Annotated in this window: 16 protein-coding genes; 11 read left to right on the top strand and 5 right to left on the bottom strand. The window is 54.0% G+C overall.

What is annotated here, in order from left to right; genetic code table 11:
• Positions 1 to 132: 132 nt before the first annotated feature.
• Together MKZ35_RS17575 and MKZ35_RS17570 are read left to right on the top strand one after the other, a co-directional pair.
• Positions 133 to 321: a hypothetical protein gene (locus MKZ35_RS17575; protein WP_482514491.1), complete on the top strand. Its 189-nt coding sequence runs from the start codon at positions 133 to 135 to the stop codon at positions 319 to 321.
• Positions 322 to 389: 68 nt separating this feature from the next.
• Positions 390 to 695, top strand: a complete 306-nt coding sequence (locus MKZ35_RS17570; RefSeq protein WP_482514490.1) for a hypothetical protein — start codon at positions 390 to 392, stop codon at positions 693 to 695.
• 57 nt (positions 696 to 752) lie between these two features.
• Here the strand turns inward: MKZ35_RS17570 and MKZ35_RS17565 are convergent, their stop codons facing one another.
• Positions 753 to 1,103, bottom strand: a complete 351-nt coding sequence (locus MKZ35_RS17565; protein ID WP_482514489.1) for a type II toxin-antitoxin system HicB family antitoxin — start codon at positions 1,101 to 1,103, stop codon at positions 753 to 755.
• 335 nt (positions 1,104 to 1,438) lie between these two features.
• On the opposite strand from MKZ35_RS17565, the gene MKZ35_RS17560 reads away from it, so the two are divergent.
• The 6 genes from MKZ35_RS17560 (at position 1,439) to MKZ35_RS17535 (ending at position 4,276) form a co-directional block, all read left to right on the top strand.
• Positions 1,439 to 2,035, top strand: coding sequence for a hypothetical protein (locus MKZ35_RS17560; protein WP_482514488.1), 597 nt, complete (start codon positions 1,439 to 1,441; stop codon positions 2,033 to 2,035).
• Positions 2,036 to 2,732: 697 nt separating this feature from the next.
• On the top strand, positions 2,733 to 2,966 hold the full coding sequence (locus MKZ35_RS17555; RefSeq protein ID WP_482514487.1) for a DUF433 domain-containing protein: 234 nt from the start codon (positions 2,733 to 2,735) through the stop codon (positions 2,964 to 2,966).
• The gene (locus tag MKZ35_RS17550) at positions 2,966 to 3,337 is read left to right on the top strand and encodes a DUF5615 family PIN-like protein (protein WP_482514486.1); all 372 of its coding nucleotides are present in this window, start codon (positions 2,966 to 2,968) and stop codon (positions 3,335 to 3,337) included. Before MKZ35_RS17555 ends, MKZ35_RS17550 begins: the two co-directional genes overlap by 1 nt.
• Before the next feature lie 58 nt (positions 3,338 to 3,395).
• The gene (locus MKZ35_RS17545; RefSeq protein ID WP_482514485.1) at positions 3,396 to 3,674 is read left to right on the top strand and encodes a hypothetical protein; all 279 of its coding nucleotides are present in this window, start codon (positions 3,396 to 3,398) and stop codon (positions 3,672 to 3,674) included.
• The gene (locus MKZ35_RS17540) at positions 3,647 to 3,796 is read left to right on the top strand and encodes a hypothetical protein (protein ID WP_482514484.1); all 150 of its coding nucleotides are present in this window, start codon (positions 3,647 to 3,649) and stop codon (positions 3,794 to 3,796) included. The genes MKZ35_RS17545 and MKZ35_RS17540 overlap by 28 nt, the downstream gene beginning before the upstream one ends.
• 3 nt (positions 3,797 to 3,799) lie before the next feature.
• Positions 3,800 to 4,276 (top strand): dihydrofolate reductase family protein, encoded by a 477-nt coding sequence (locus tag MKZ35_RS17535; RefSeq protein ID WP_482514783.1) that lies wholly within the window; start codon positions 3,800 to 3,802, stop codon positions 4,274 to 4,276.
• Between the two features lie 227 nt (positions 4,277 to 4,503).
• Here MKZ35_RS17535 and MKZ35_RS17530 read toward each other — a convergent pair whose 3' ends face one another.
• Complete coding sequence (locus MKZ35_RS17530) at positions 4,504 to 4,983, bottom strand: YciE/YciF ferroxidase family protein (RefSeq protein WP_482514483.1); 480 nt, start codon at positions 4,981 to 4,983, stop codon at positions 4,504 to 4,506.
• A 471-nt stretch (positions 4,984 to 5,454) separates the two neighbouring features.
• On the bottom strand, positions 5,455 to 6,447 hold the full coding sequence (locus MKZ35_RS17525) for a ScyD/ScyE family protein (RefSeq protein ID WP_482514482.1): 993 nt from the start codon (positions 6,445 to 6,447) through the stop codon (positions 5,455 to 5,457).
• A gap of 299 nt (positions 6,448 to 6,746) precedes the next feature.
• Between MKZ35_RS17525 and MKZ35_RS17520 the strand changes: the two genes are divergently transcribed.
• Complete coding sequence (locus MKZ35_RS17520) at positions 6,747 to 9,485, top strand: TPM domain-containing protein (protein WP_482514481.1); 2,739 nt, start codon at positions 6,747 to 6,749, stop codon at positions 9,483 to 9,485.
• A gap of 80 nt (positions 9,486 to 9,565) precedes the next feature.
• Here MKZ35_RS17520 and MKZ35_RS17515 read toward each other — a convergent pair whose 3' ends face one another.
• Positions 9,566 to 10,111, bottom strand: coding sequence for a hypothetical protein (locus tag MKZ35_RS17515; RefSeq protein WP_482514480.1), 546 nt, complete (start codon positions 10,109 to 10,111; stop codon positions 9,566 to 9,568).
• Between the two features lie 460 nt (positions 10,112 to 10,571).
• Here MKZ35_RS17515 and MKZ35_RS17510 point away from each other — a divergent pair, with 460 nt between their 5' ends.
• Positions 10,572 to 11,144 (top strand): GNAT family N-acetyltransferase, encoded by a 573-nt coding sequence (locus tag MKZ35_RS17510; RefSeq protein WP_482514479.1) that lies wholly within the window; start codon positions 10,572 to 10,574, stop codon positions 11,142 to 11,144.
• A gap of 223 nt (positions 11,145 to 11,367) precedes the next feature.
• Positions 11,368 to 12,084 carry a 3-ketoacyl-ACP reductase gene (locus MKZ35_RS17505; RefSeq protein WP_482514478.1) on the top strand — a complete coding sequence of 239 codons (717 nt, stop codon included), beginning with the start codon at positions 11,368 to 11,370 and terminating at the stop codon, positions 12,082 to 12,084.
• Positions 12,085 to 12,148: 64 nt separating this feature from the next.
• Here MKZ35_RS17505 and aspA read toward each other — a convergent pair whose 3' ends face one another.
• Positions 12,149 to 13,555 (bottom strand): aspartate ammonia-lyase, encoded by a 1,407-nt coding sequence (gene aspA, locus MKZ35_RS17500; RefSeq protein WP_482514477.1) that lies wholly within the window; start codon positions 13,553 to 13,555, stop codon positions 12,149 to 12,151.
• Positions 13,556 to 13,908: the final 353 nt, after the last annotated feature.

The following is a 13,908-nucleotide window of genomic DNA, read 5'->3' as shown; positions in this document are numbered from 1 at the left end:
CTTGGTTTTACTTATTGAACGACCGGCGCTGCGAGGTGCTGGCGTTCACTAAGTACCGGAAGTTTCTAGCAGTTTCTTTTAGCTTTGGGACTGACGATCACCTCATTATTGAAGACGTAAAACTGCCCGACTATGCAACCATCCAATCAGCCGTCATCCGACGATTTGTCGCAGAAGGCTAAGCTGTCCATGAACGGTTTGACCGATGAGCAGTGGAATGTCCAGCGCGTAACTGGTCCGTTGACGAAACAGGAGTTTCTAACTTATCTAAAGAAGATTGGCAAATTGCCCCCCAACGCTGATTTGAAGCAAGCTTCGTAACAAGTGCAGAAACAAGCCGCCGAGCCGCTGAACGTAGTGACTCATAAGGCGTTGGGTAAAAAGAAACCGTGAAATCTATTCCGTATCAGCAGTACGTGGCTTTGCTGAAAGTGCTGGGCTTGGTACACATTCGTACCGAGGCCAGCCATCAGCACTGGGATTTTCCGGCCGGCTCCGGTAAGACTTTGCTTCGCACGGTTACCATTCGGGAGAAGGACAGAGATATTCCACTGTTGCACATGCACACCAACTTAGTGACGCTGGAGCTGTCCGGTGTGGTCACGAAGGAAGAGTTTAATACGCTGCTGGCGGAACAAGCCAATCCGAAAGCGGCCCGTGCAGCGCGGAAGCGGCGCAGGAAAAACGAAGAATAAAAAAGAGCCTTTCCATGATGGAAAGGCTCTTTCTTCATGAAAAGCTAGCCACGGTTGCTAAGCAGGCAGCAGAATATCTTCGGTGAGGACGCGACGAGAACGGACGGGCGCATTCAGCAACTCCAGCGGCAAGCGGGGCGGCTCGTATACGGCCATAGGCTTCTTTACCAAGCGCCAGCCAAAGGCCAGCAATAGTTGGTCGAGAGTGCCCCGGCGGGCAGTGTCGGCGGCAAAGAAGCGTAAGGCTTCCTCAAAGGCCTGCCGGGCTTCGTCCTCGGTATCGCCGTAGGAGGAGAGCTCCAGCGCCGGACAGTAGGCCACATACTGGCCGCTATCGTCCAGCACGAGCAACACTTCCACCTGTACTTTCGTGACAGCGCCGTGGAGGTCAGTGGTGAGAGATGCCATAGTAGAACCAGATTCGGGGTTGAAGTAAGTAAAGTTACCAGAAAGGTTTCGTCCATAACAACCGAAGAAGGTCTTTCTGTTCGATAGCCCTTGCAAAGCATAACCAACCACGTACCTTCACTACCATAGCATGCCGGAGAGGCAGCTTACTTTCTGCGGTGCAGAAACAAGCCGCCGAGACCCTGGAGCCGCTGAACGTAGCCGCCCAGAATGCTTCGGACATGGCTTGCTCGTTGGATAATCCGGACGCTTGCGAGGCCTGCGGCTCGTAGGATAATCGAATTGTCATGGCATGAAGGGAGAGGCACTACCTCTCCCTTTTCATAAATGGTAGCATGAAAAACTTTATATACATAACAGCTCTTCTTATAATATGCATTGCCACTTCTTGTGGTAAGAACAAGAATAATCAAGTTAAAAAAGCTGTGCATGAGTATTTACTTAACAATCTGAATGATCCCGCTAGTTATGAAGAGGTAAGTTTTGGCCCTCTACTTATATATAGCAATCAGCTTACACCTTCTTATCATATAGAACACAAATATAGAGTCAAACCAAACGGAGATAATAAGCTTTTAATTAGAGCCGATTTTGCACTAGACTCTACATTTAGTATTGTAGGAGTCAGATATAAACAGAGTGATAATAACACATTCTTTGATGAGAATAACCAACCCATAAAAACAGTTCACTATACAATGAACAGTACAGAATCAATGATTTACAGTTTATTGAAAAGCAAAAACAAAATAAGAAATGATATACCAGCATATGAAGCAAAAAGTATTATCAGAAAATTCAACATATCGAATAATAATGACTCTATCCTATTAAATATATTCGACGACAACCAAATTAATAGAAGAAGATATGATAGCATATATATGAAGTATGAAGTTTTCAATAAATCTTTAGAGCCTGTTGAAAATTAGATACTCCCTATGTATCTGATGTTTCAAAAACGCCGTTGGAGGCACTTTTGAGTTGTCCACCTCAAGACATGCTACTTGAAAACAGGCTGTTTGTAGCCCTTTTTAGGGAAGCAAGCATTAGCAAATGCTAATTTTCAACAGGCTCTTATTTAATAGTGAATATAAATTCCGAGAGGTATATGATGAACTTATTAAAGAAGATATATCTGTACCTGAAGACTATCGTCTTTTTGTCGAATTATTATTCCAAGAGAATAGATTGCAAAGACTACATAAAAACGCTATTGATATGCACTGGAATACATCGAAAGATTTTAATTTTTTCAAACAAGAACTAATTGAAACGAACAACAAAAATATAGGACCCCATTTTTCAAGACAAATTTATGTTCTTTGCAAAAGACTGCGTCCAAACTTCTCAATCAGTTATGAAGATTTCATAACTGATATGAAAGATGACAATAACATAAAATCTTTACACAATAATTTATCCAAGCATTATACTGACATTCCCACTCTAGAAGTGTTCAAAATGAAAATTCGCGATAATTTGTATTAAATTTCACTAATTGGCGCGAGCTTATAAGTTTGTAGATTATAGCTCGTGACCAGCTTCGGAGTAGAGGTTTTACCTCCACTGCCGCATCAGCGGCAAGCCGGAACCACACCGCTTTCAGAAAATCCGTACTTTGGTTCTATGGCTGATTTACTTTCCCGTATTACCGTCAACCCCGCTATCTGCCACGGGCAGCCCACCGTACGCGGGTTGCGCTATCCGGTGCAAAACATCCTGGAACTGCTGGCTTCGGGTATGACAGAAGCCGAAATCCTGGCTGATTACGAAGACCTGGAAGTAGATGACTTGCGCGCTTGCCAAGCCTACGCTGCGGAACTGCTTAAAACCAAGACCTTCTATCGCCTGGCTTCTTAATGGCGCCGCCGCTGATTAAAGTATTGGTAGATGCGCAGTTGCCGAAACATCTGGCGCGTTGGCTCGCCCACGAAGCTGGCTTCGACGCGCTTCATACGCTCAACCTGCCGGAAGCCAACCACACTTCCGACGATTACATCAACGAGTTCTCGGCGCGTGAGAGCCGCATCGTGATTACCAAGGATGCCGACTTTGTGAACACATTCATTCTGCACGGTCGCCCTTACAAGCTACTGCTGGTTTCTACCGGCAACATCAGCACCAGTGAGTTGGTAGAGCTGTTCCGCCGGCATCTGCCAGAGCTAACAAAGACCCTGCAATGGCATAGCTACCTGGAGTTATCACGGGAGCAGCTGGTGATTCACCGATAATGACTAGCAGTTAGGTTTTCACATTACGTATGGCAAGACGTACATCTTCCTGCTACCTATGAAACCTCGGGTAATCTGCCACATGATGAGTTCCCTGGACGGGCGCACCATTCTCAGCCGCTGGGGCGACTCGCCCAACACCAAGGAGTACGAAACGACAGCCGCCACCTTTGAGGCCCAGGCCTGGCTGTGCGGGCGTGTGACCATGGAAAAGGACTTCACCCACGGCCTGGCCCCCGACCTGAAGCCCGTAGCCTCCCCCTGCCCCGCACCGACTTCGTGGCCGAGCACGCCGCCGAGTCGTTTGCCGTGGCCGTCGATGCCCACGGGAAGCTAGGCTGGGAATCGGCCGCCATCGGCGACGACCACATCATCAGCATCCTCACCGAGCAGGTAAGCAACGAATACCTGGCCTACCTGCGCGAGAAAGGCGTTTCGTACCTGTTCGGCGGCGCCTAGGAAATCGACTTTGCACTGGTCCTGAACAAGCTGGGCGAGCTATTCCCCATCCAGACCATCCTGCTGGAAGGCGGCGGCCACCTGAACGGCTCCCTGCTCAAAGCCGGCCTGATCGATGAGCTGAGCCTCCTGCATTACCCCGTGGTGGATGAAGCGCCCACCTCGCCCACCATTTTCGAGCAGGGCGATTCGCCGGGCCTAGCTACGTTCTTCAGGCTGCTCAGCGTAGAGCAGCGCCCCGACGAGATTCTGTGGCTTCGCTACGAGGCACAGCTTAAGAAATTTGCCCCCCAGACGGTGCTTGGCGGCGTGGGGGCTTTCTTCTTGTCAGGTGGTCTTACTCTAGGTTGTCATTCAGCGCAGCGCGAAGCATCTCGCGTGCAATCGTTGCCAAAGCATTTGTCATACTTGATCTGGCATCCGCTTGTCGAAGCATCTCTACCGCTTCGTTGCACTAGCATTGAGATTAGTCACCAGTAGAGATGCTTCGACAAGCGGACGCCAGATCCAGCATGACCGTCTTGTTAGTTGAGTTACTACTCAAATGACCGCACGCGAGATGCTTCGCGTTGCGCTGCATGAGAGCAACTCTTATCGTGCGTTCGTTTGGTGGTGAGAGACTTTCTGCAGTAAAATTCCTTGCTACCGTCACAAACACAAAAGGCCCAGCCGCAAGGTTGGGCCTTTTGTGTTTGTGACGGTAGTGATTAGCTCGCGCCCATGATTTGCTCTGCAATCTGCGTGTGCTGCTCATCGGCTTGCTTGGCCTCGTCCAGGCAGGCTTGCAGGTCCTGCTCGGCCTGACTCATTCCAACTTGCCCGGCGTAGGTGCGCAAGGTGCCGAAGGCGGCAATCCAATAGTGAAGGGCTAGCTGGCCGGCGGCGATGATGCCGAGGTCGCGGGAGGTATCGTCGGGGGCCTGCTGGCGAATCTTTTTGCTGACTTCGTAGTGGGCTTCCAGGATGGGATTCTCCTGCTCACCGGCGCCACCGGCTTCTTGCAGGGCCCGCTCGATGCGTTCCTTCCACTGTTTCGCGGTTTCGTTGCCTTGTTCGAGCGCCTGCTTGAGCTGGGGGTTGCGGGCGTCGTTCTGTATTTCAGCGGTTGCGCCCTCTGCAACTTTGCTGCCTGCCTTTAGCGCGGCCAAACCCTGTTGGACGAGGGTTTTCAGCTGTTCGTTTGCCATAGCGTCAGATATAAGTAATTGGTTAGGTATGCTTTGGAGTACGGAACAACCGGTATGAAAGCTATATAAATAGGCGTTTCTACGGTGTTTATCCGTATAAACGCCCAGCGATGCTGAGACCTGTTTGCACGCCGGCCGCAGTACTGCGAGGCACCATTGCCGTTAAGTGAAACGGTAGAGGAAACCGGGCGCTCACCTTATCAGCGCTCAGCCTCCTGACAGGATTCTGGGGCTTCCCTACGAGGCCGCAGCAGCTTCGTAAAATTTGCCCTCAGCAGGCTATTAATGGCGTGGAGACAACTGTTCTTTTCTAGGCCGTTCTGCTCTGCAGGACGGCCTATTGCCTAACGTAATGGTACCCTTTTCCTTAGTATAGTTGCTCCTGCGACCTATCCATAAGCAAGAACGCCCAACCTATTGGCTGGGCGTTCTGCGTTCTTAGCTCAAGAAAGCACCGATCATAAGGTTCATTTAAAAAGTTACGCGCCGTATCGTGCCGTTGCCGGTAGTTAATACATAGTAGGTGTTGCCGGCGATGCGCTCGATGTCGGTGGGCTGATCGAGACCGCCGAGCAGGGTGGTACCCGTTTCGCTGACGACGCGGCCGGTATTGGGCTGGAAGCCCACGGTAGGCGGCGCAAATACAAACTCCGCGTACTGGGTCACGATGGGCGTGTTGTTATTGGATAACACGATATCGGTGAGGGTGGTGAAGCCCGTGCGGTAGTCACTGACGACGCTGCTATTACTCACCTGCATTATTTTGGCGGTGCCGGTGGCGAAGGGGAATCCAGTGAGCAGACTAACCAGGAACCGGCTGCCATCGTGGACGATACCCGTGGGCACGGGCTGGGTCTGGGGCGTGAGGTTGGGGAAGCGGGCAAATACGCTGAGCGCCCCATCGTTCTTATCCCGCTTGATGATGGCATTGGCCCCCGCATCGGTGATGTAGAGGTTGCCATCGGGACCAAAGGCCATGTTGTAGAGGTTCGAATCGATGGGGTTGGAGAGGTTCTGGGAGCGCACGAACGTGCCGATATCCTCTGAGGTCAGACTGGAGGCGGGGCGGGAAGGGTCGCCAGTCCTGTACGCAGACACATCGACTCGGTAGAGCCGGCCCGAATAGCCCCCCAGAATGTACAAAATGCCGTCGCGGTAGAGCACGTGCCCCAAAGCGCCCAGTTCCCCATTCGGGAGCCGTTGCGAGCCAAAGCCGGTAAACACGGGGTACACTTGCCCCGCACCGTTCACGACCACCACGCGCGCATCGTTGTTGCCCGTACCGCTTTCGCTTACCCACACGCGGCCCTTGTTATCCACGCTCATGCCAATGGGAGCCTGAAGAGCAGTAGTTAGAACAGGGCGCGTAGAAGCCACCAGATCATCGAGGCCATCAATGTCGTTGCAGCCGGTGGTGAAGGCCAACAGAATAGTAGCACTCAGGAGGTAGCGTTTGTAGTTCATGGCGGTTGAGGTTTGGAGTGAAGAAAGATAATGTGGTTTTTCTAATCAAAATGCCTGTCTTTCAGCTTGTTACATCTAAATAATAAAGATAATCCCAGATTTCATAGTATTTTTTCTATCTATTTGGAGCTATTGTTTTGTAGCCGTTCAGTTTGTCGATCTTCCTCTTCTGGCTTTTAGCAAAAAGGGATGGTGGGGTTAAAGCAAATAAATTGCAATTACTCTATATTACTTGCGCTCTTCTCTTTGTATTCCAAGGCAAATAGTGTCTAACCCAATCTCAACTTCTTTTTAAGTCTATGGTGCTTCTCTACAAACGAACTCTCCTGCCAACGCTGGCCCTGGGCTTACTCATGGTCCCGGCTCTCGCCGCTCCGGCAGCCGTAGCCGATTCGGTTGCCGCTTTCAACATTGAGGCCGCCACTCAGCACTACCTTAACACGCTCACGCCGGCTCAAAAGGCCAGTTCCGACGCTTACTTTGAGGGTGGTTATTGGCTTCAAGTGTGGAACCTGGTGTATGCGCTGGGCGTAGCGGCTATCTTTCTGGTGCTGGGCCTTTCCAGGGTTATTAAAAGCTGGACGGTGCGGCTGCCGGGCAAAGTGCTGCCCACGCTGGCGTACGCGGCGCTGTACCTACTGCTGGCTTACCTGCTCAACTTTCCGCTAAGCCTCTACGACGACTATTTCCGCGAACATCAGTACGGCTTATCCAACCAGAGCTTCGGCGAGTGGCTGACCGATGATTTGAAGGGTTTGGCGCTGTCGTTGGTATTTGGGAGTTTGGTGTTGCTGGCGCTGTACGCGGCCATCCGGCGCACGGGTCGGAGCTGGTGGGTGTGGGGCACGGCCATTATTGCCTTCTTCCTGGTAGTGCAGGTATTTGTGTCGCCGGTGTTTATCTCACCCTTGTTCAACAAGTACACGCCACTGCCGGCCGGGCCCGTACGCGACCAGATTCTGAGCATGGCGCGGGCCAACGGCGTACCCGCCGACAACGTCTATCTCGTCGATGCTTCCCGGCAAAGCAAGCGCATCAGCGCCAACGTGAGCGGCCTGGGCAGCACCATCCGGGTGTCGCTTAATGATAACCTGCTCAACCGCTCCACGCCCGCCGAGGTACAGGCCGTGATGGGCCACGAGCTGGGTCACTATGTGCTCAACCACATTCCCAAAATGCTGATCTTCCTGGTCTTGATTATTGGCGTGGGCCTGTGGTTTGTCGATTGGGCTTTTCATCGCCTGATTGGGCGCTACGGGCTGCGCTGGGGCATTGCCAGCATCGCCGATGTGAGTGGGTTGCCGCTGGTAGTGGCATTGTTTGGGGTATTTTCGTTTCTGGCCACGCCGGCTTTCAATACCATTATCCGCACCCAGGAGCAGGAAGCTGACGTGTTTGGCCTGAACGCGGCCCGCCAGCCCGACGGCTTCGCCAACATTGCCATGAAGCTGTCGGAGTATCGTAAAATCGACCCTAGCTCGTGGGAGGAAATTATTTTCTTCGATCATCCCAGTGGTCACACCCGCGTGCTGACGGCCATGCGCTGGAAGGCCGAGCATTTGCAGGAAAAAAGCCCCCACAGCTGCCGACGGGTAACAGGCTTAGCGCAAAGAAGTAACAGCCACTTGCCAGGAAGCGACGTAGAAGGCAAAATAGTGCTGATCTCCCACTTCATCTATTGCGCCATGCATCGTTTCTTATTTGTCATCCTGCTGCTCGTATCGGCGGGGCTGAGCGGGCCGGTAAGGGGCGCTCAGGAGCCCACCGATGGGCTGCCGCCCCGACCTACGCCCTTTCGCTTCGTAACCGACCAAGCGCAGCTCCTCTCCCCGGCCGACGCCAAAACCCTGGAAGGGGGCCTGCGGCGCTACGCCGACAGCACCGGCACCCAGATTGTCGTCGTGACGGTGCCTACGCTGGGTGGCCGCACGGTGGCCGACTACGGCCGGGCTCTGGGCGAAGCCTGGGGCGTAGGTCAGCGCGATAAAAACAACGGTATTGTGCTGCTGCTTTCCGGACAGGAGCGCCAGGTCACGATTCAGGCGGGCAGCGGCCTGCGCGCTCAGATTACGCCGGAGCTGACCAATCGGGTTATCAGTCAGGACATGGCTCCTAGCTTCAAGCAGGGCCGTTACTTCGCGGGTCTGCGCTCCGGGCTGAACACGCTGATGCAGGCCGCAAACCCGAAATTTGCCCCCCAGGGTGAGCAGCAGGCAGCTACTGCGGCGGTTCCAGGCGCGGCCTCAGCATCGGGTGCTGCGGCAGGCTCAGGAATCACGACGAATGAATCGAGCCTGAACAATGAGCTGCCAGCAGCTTCTGATCCGGGCTCCGAACCCTATCGGCCGGCCGTATCGTCGGCCGAGCCTTCGTCTCCGGGTTTGGGCATCGGTACCATTGCCATCGGAGCTTTGGTTATTGGCGGGGTACTTTGGCTGGTGATGCGGTTATTTCGACGCAAAACGCCGGCCGCACCCCAAACTGTTTATTCCAACCAAAACCCCAACCAAACGCCCGATTTCCTGGGTACTCAATCGGCGGGCAACAACCGGCCTACGGGTCCGGCCGGCAATTATAACCGCGGCCCCGCGCCCCAACAATCCCCCGACTTTTTGGGCACCAACTCCCCGAACAGAGGCGGTGGTGGAGGCATAGGCAGCAACATGGGGGGTATTTTGGCAACAGGTGCAGCCGCTGCGGCCGGCGCTTACCTGGGCAACCGCATGGCCGGCAGCGGGCACAACGACCAACCTGGCCAAAACCTGGGCGGTCTTGGCAACACGTCGCCCCAAAACCTTGACCCAACTACTACTGCGGCCGCCGGGCTTGGTGGTGCCGCTGGTTCCACTGGCTTCCCGGCCCTGGACGGCGTAAACAGCGCCGACGAATCGTCTCCGGATTACTTTTCCAATCTGCCCGATAACTCCGAGCCCGACTACTTCTCGGCCGATGAGACCTCTTCCTACGACGACACTGCATCCGACGATACCGGTGGTGGCGGCTTCGATGATAACAGCGACAACAGTGGCTCCTGGTAAGCTTGCAGAAAGTTTGTTTATAGCAAGAAAGCCGCCCTATCTGGGCGGCTTTCTTGCTGTGTGCCATTCTTGCGTGAACATTATAGTCCAGTGCCATTAGCCGCAAGCGCGGGAGTTACCGCGACTGGTACTACCATGTCGAGGGCCGCCACCTGCTGACTTTTCCTGCCCAGCCGAACCTTCACGCTACGCACGGCGACCTCTTCGTTAGTGCCATCTGACAGCACCCGCAAAGCATAGCGGTAACTGTCCTTCCCGACCTTCAGGCACAACAGATAGTTGCCGGGCTGCAAATTCTCAAAGCTTAGGCGGCAGGAATAAAACGATTGGTCGAACGTTTCGTCGAATAGCTTTTGGCCGTTGGCGCGGTTGTAAACCTGCACCTGTCCATGCTGCTTGGCTAGGTTCTGGGTGCGCACCCGAAAGACGGCGGCTTCTACTTTGTCCACGGTCACGGGTTGCTGCTGCGCCACTGCCGGGCTGGCAAACAGAGCACCGCCAAACAACAGCACGCTCAAAGTGAACCGGCGCAAATAACCCAGAGGAGAGGAGCCCGGCCGGGCTTGAGCTGACTCAGGCGTGGAGGCCAAACGGGCGGCGAAGGAGGAGGTGAATGAGCTTTTCATGATAAAAAGTTTGGGGTTGGAAATGATGGAGGCAAGACCAAATGTGCTGCCTGGCAGCAGCTGGTTTCCTCTATAATCCCTCTGTTGTTTGCCAAACCCGTTGCGAAAAAAAGCAGCTCGTGTGCGGTTATGAACAGTTGAATTGTAGAGCTATAGGTACATTTCCAACAGCCATGCCATTTGTATAAGTTATTATAATGCAGCTATTTACACGAAACACAAGCTAAGCTTTCATACCAGAAAATGTTCGGTACCGGACAAGGCGTTCAGTTTTGAACCAGGTAGCAAGCCCCTATAAGTGCGCGGTTGAAAAGGCGTGGGGGCGCGGTGCGTTATCGTTGTCCGGCGGGCGGTTCATGCATCGGGCCACGCCTGGCTCACCCCACCGCCCGAGGGGCAGGTGGTATCGGTATGCTCGCGCTTATTACTTTAGCCAGCGCGTCAATATTAACTGCACTCTATGGAGTCAATTCCTACCCCAGTTCTCACTCCTCCCCTTCACCAGGTACCGGTGCTGAAAACCGCTCGCCTGGTTATGCGCGGGTACAAACCCACCGATTTTGAGCAGTATGTGGCCATGTGGGCCGACTCCAGGTTTTACCGCTACCTAACTGCCCGGCCGATGGTGGAGGAGGAAGTATGGGCCACCATGCTGCGCAGCATCGGCCACTGGGCCCTGATGGGCTACGGATTCTGGGCCATTGAGGAAAAAGCAACGGGCGCCTTTATCGGAGCGGTCGGGTTTGCCGACCCCAAGCGTGACATCGTGCCTAAATGCCACGGCATACCCGAGATTGGCTGGGTGCTGGCCGCCAACAGGCACGGCCAGGGCTATGCTACCGAGGCCGTAGAGGCAGCCATTGCCTGGGGCGACGCGCATTTTGAGGGCGCGCGTACCGTGTGCATCATTCACCCCGACAACCGCGCTTCCCTGCGCCTAGCCGAGAAGTTTGGGTACCGCAAATACCATCGCACTATGTATAAAGATGAGCCTATCATCATGCTGGAGCGGTTTGCCAAAGAGCTAATCTAACTATAGTCAACACCAACAAAAAAGCCCCCCAAAGCAGCTCTGGGGGGCTTTTTTATGTCAGGGTTCTATAGGCTTCGTGAGGCTTACGTTGTGGGGTGAATAACTGCACGCGGGTCAATTCATCTATTACTCGTCCGATCACCCAACCACTTACCTGAGGCAACCAAACACCTGCCTGCTTCGGTGGTTATGCCGTGTAGTACTCTCTTTTAGCTGAAATTTTATGGAATCATTAGCAGGAAAAGTCGCTTTGGTAACGGGCGCGGGCAAAGGCATCGGGCGCGCCGTAGCATTAGCGCTGGCCCAGGAAGGTGTACGCGTAGGCTTACTGGCCCGCTCCGAAGCGCAGCTACAGGCCGTTGCCGCTGAGATAAATGCCCTGGGGGGCAAAACGGCCGTGGTAGCCGCCGACATCACCGACCGGGCCGCCGTAGAAGCTGCCGCCGCGCAGGTAGCGCAGGAGCTTGGCCCCATTGACATTCTGATCAACAACGCTGGTATCGGCACCTTCGGCAAGTTTCTGGACTTCGACCCTACCGAATGGGAGCGCATTATTCAGGTAAATCTGATGGGCGTGTACTACGCTACCCGCGCTGTATTGCCCCAGATGATAGAGCGCCAGACCGGCGACATTATCAATATTTCGTCTACGGCCGGGCAGCGCGGCGCAGCCGGCACCAGCGCCTACAGCGCTTCGAAGTTTGCCGTGATGGGCCTTACCGAGTCGCTGATGCAGGAGGTGCGCAAGCACAACATCCGCGTGTCGGCCCTCACGCCCAGCACTATAGCTACCGAGCTGGCCATCAACAACAAGCTCACCGATGGCAACCCGGACAAAGTTGCCCAGCCCGAGGATCTGGCCGAGCTCATCATTGCGCAGCTCAAGCTGAATCGACGGGTATTCATAAAAGAAGCCGGCATGTGGTCCACGAACCCGTAGAAAGGTATCCAGTAAGATTGAAAAAAGCCCCCCAGAGAGAGTCTGGGGGGCTTTTTTATCGCTGTTACTGAATAAAGCTTGGCCTAATTAAATTCTCGAAGGTGAATATCTCGTCCCACTTGGCTTGGGTCAGCAGCTGCCGCTCGGTTACGGCTACGTCGTACACCGACTTGCCGGTGCGGAGAGCTTCTTTGGCAATTTCAGCGGCGGTTTCGTAGCCCAGCACGGGGTTCAGTTGAGTTACAATACCGATGCTATTGCGCACCAGCTGCTCGGTGTGCTCTTTATTGGCCGTAATGCCTACCACGCATTTCTCGCGCAGGGTGTGGCAGGCGCGGGTGAGGTAGGAAATGCTGGTGAACAAGGCAAAGGAAATAACCGGCTCCATCACATTGAGCTGGAGTTGACCCGCTTCGGCGGCCATAGTCACGGTGAGGTCGGCCCCGATAACGTAAAAAGCGGTTTGGTTGACTACCTCCGGCACTACGGGGTTCACTTTGCCAGGCATAATGCTGGAGCCGGGCTGCAAAGGCGGCAGGTTAATCTCGTTAAGACCAGTGCGCGGGCCGGAAGACAACAGGCGCAAGTCATTACATATTTTGGAGAGCTTCACCGCCGTCCGCTTCAGCACCCCGGATAGCTGCACGTAGGCGCCCGTATCGTAGGTGGCCTCAATCAGGTCGCCGGCTAGTACCAGGTCCAGGCCCGTAATCTGGCGCAGCTGCTCCGTCACGGCTTCGGCGTAGCCGGCCGGCGCGTTTACCCTGGTGCCAATGGCGGTGGCGCCCATGTTGATTTCGCTGATAAGATGGCGGCTGTCCTCAATGCGCAGCAATTCTTCGCGCAGGTTGGTGGCAAAGGCCTTGAACTCGTCGCCCATGCTCATAGGTACGGCATCCTGAAGCTGGGTGCGCCCCATTTTGAGCACGTTGCGAAACTCAGTGCCTTTTTCGGCAAAAGCATCGGCCAGCTGTCCCAGCGCCTGGCTGTAGCCCACCAGCTTATTATTCAGGGCAATGCGAAAGGCCGTAGGATACGCGTCGTTGGTAGATTGCGAGCAATTGACGTGGTTGTTGGGGTGGCAGAAATCGTATTCGCCTTTCTGCTTGCCCAGCAGCTCCAGGGCCACGTTGGCAATCACCTCATTGGCGTTCATATTCACCGAAGTGCCCGCGCCGCCCTGAATCATATCAGTGGTAAACTGGCTATCAAACTCACCCGCCGCCACCCGGTCGCAGGCCCGCACGATGCCCTCGGCAATGGTAGGGTCAAGCACGCCCAGGTCGCGGTTGGCCAGGGCGGCGGCTTTTTTTACGTAGGCCAGGGCCTGCACAAACAACGGCTCTGACCGGAGGGGAATACCCGTAATATCAAAATTTTCGAGGGCGCGCAGGGTTTGAATGCCGTAGTAGACATCGGTAGGTATGGCCCGTTCGCCAAGAAAATCGTGTTCAGTTCGGAATTGATTCATGGGTGGGAGGGGTGGAGTGCAGGAGGGTGGCTTGTCTACGTAAAGTAACGGATGAGGTCATTACCGCGAAGCACCCAGCCAGCAAAGGGTGACGAAGCATCTCTAATTCAAGAGACTGTTAAATTGATATTCAGGCACTTATATAAGTTTTCAGGCTCTTAGAGAAAAGCTTCAGCTCCGTAGTGCTGCGTACTCGCCTGCGGCTGCCGTTGCTCTTAACTTTATGGTTGCGGTAAAAGCAGTTAATTAAAACTTAACTTAACAAGCATAGCTGAGTTCTTCTCTTAGTTCATAAGCGCAGCTAATCAACTAGGTCTCCTTGCGGCAAATTCTCATTACTTGAGCACTTTACG

This window comes from Hymenobacter sp. R533113 (assembly GCF_056835965.1).
This window is presented reverse-complemented; position numbering and strand designations above follow the sequence as displayed.

Bases quoted from the DNA above. Each gene is read 5' to 3' on its own strand.
- MKZ35_RS17565 (WP_482514489.1), bottom strand. From the start codon at position 1,103: ATGGCATCTCTCACCACTGACCTCCACGGCGCTGTCACGAAAGTACAG.
- MKZ35_RS17505 (WP_482514478.1), top strand. From the start codon at position 11,368: ATGGAATCATTAGCAGGAAAAGTCGCTTTGGTAACGGGCGCGGGCAAA.
- MKZ35_RS17515 (WP_482514480.1), bottom strand. From the start codon at position 10,111: ATGAAAAGCTCATTCACCTCCTCCTTCGCCGCCCGTTTGGCCTCCACG.
- MKZ35_RS17510 (WP_482514479.1), top strand. From the start codon at position 10,572: ATGGAGTCAATTCCTACCCCAGTTCTCACTCCTCCCCTTCACCAGGTA.
- MKZ35_RS17520 (WP_482514481.1), top strand. From the start codon at position 6,747: ATGGTGCTTCTCTACAAACGAACTCTCCTGCCAACGCTGGCCCTGGGC.
- MKZ35_RS17525 (WP_482514482.1), bottom strand. From the start codon at position 6,447: ATGAACTACAAACGCTACCTCCTGAGTGCTACTATTCTGTTGGCCTTC.
- aspA (WP_482514477.1), bottom strand. From the start codon at position 13,555: ATGAATCAATTCCGAACTGAACACGATTTTCTTGGCGAACGGGCCATA.
- MKZ35_RS17575 (WP_482514491.1), top strand. From the start codon at position 133: ATGCAACCATCCAATCAGCCGTCATCCGACGATTTGTCGCAGAAGGCT.
- MKZ35_RS17530 (WP_482514483.1), bottom strand. From the start codon at position 4,983: ATGGCAAACGAACAGCTGAAAACCCTCGTCCAACAGGGTTTGGCCGCG.
- MKZ35_RS17545 (WP_482514485.1), top strand. From the start codon at position 3,396: ATGAAACCTCGGGTAATCTGCCACATGATGAGTTCCCTGGACGGGCGC.
- MKZ35_RS17550 (WP_482514486.1), top strand. From the start codon at position 2,966: ATGGCGCCGCCGCTGATTAAAGTATTGGTAGATGCGCAGTTGCCGAAA.
- MKZ35_RS17555 (WP_482514487.1), top strand. From the start codon at position 2,733: ATGGCTGATTTACTTTCCCGTATTACCGTCAACCCCGCTATCTGCCAC.
- MKZ35_RS17560 (WP_482514488.1), top strand. From the start codon at position 1,439: ATGAAAAACTTTATATACATAACAGCTCTTCTTATAATATGCATTGCC.